Here is a 543-nt window from a genome sequence, read left to right as displayed (position 1 = left end):
TTGCAATGGTTGTTTTTCACGCAATCGTTAACCTGATTGGCTTACGCCACAACAGAGCGTAAAATAACGCCGTTTTTGAATGAACGAGACTACGATGAGCGATCTGTTTACCTCTCCCGACCATACTCTTGATGCCCAGGGACTGCGCTGCCCGGAACCGGTGATGATGGTGCGTAAAACCGTACGTGGCATGCAGGCCGGTGAAACACTGCTGATTGTCGCCGACGATCCGGCAACAACCCGCGATATTCCTGGCTTCTGTACCTTTATGGAGCATGAGCTGGTGGCTAAAGAGACCGACTCGCTGCCGTACCGCTATCTGCTGCGTAAAGGTCAGTAGTTTTGTTTGCCGGATGGCGCTAACGCTTATCCGGCAAACAAAGAACGTGTAACCCGTAGGCCGGATAGGGCAACGCCGTCATCCGGCAAAAACTATCCTTTACGTAACAACCGCAGCGCGTTAGCAGTCACCAGTACCGTCGCCCCCGTATCTGCCAGTACCGCCAGCCACAGTCCGGTTATCCCGAGCAGCGTGGTGACGAG

Annotated in this window: 1 protein-coding gene; it reads left to right on the top strand. The window is 54.1% G+C overall.

Annotated elements, in window-relative coordinates; genetic code table 11:
- Nucleotides 1-94: 94 nt before the first annotated feature.
- The gene (gene tusA, locus FDX22_RS24480) at nucleotides 95-340 is read left to right on the top strand and encodes a sulfurtransferase TusA (RefSeq protein ID WP_005121576.1); all 246 of its coding nucleotides are present in this window, start codon (nucleotides 95-97) and stop codon (nucleotides 338-340) included.
- Nucleotides 341-543 lie beyond the last annotated feature (203 nt).

The organism is Citrobacter sp. TBCS-14 (genome assembly GCF_005280805.1).
Classification (GTDB): Bacteria; Pseudomonadota; Gammaproteobacteria; order Enterobacterales; family Enterobacteriaceae; genus Citrobacter; species Citrobacter gillenii.
Note: the sequence above shows the minus strand (reverse complement) of the source record. Positions and strands in the feature narration are given on the sequence as shown.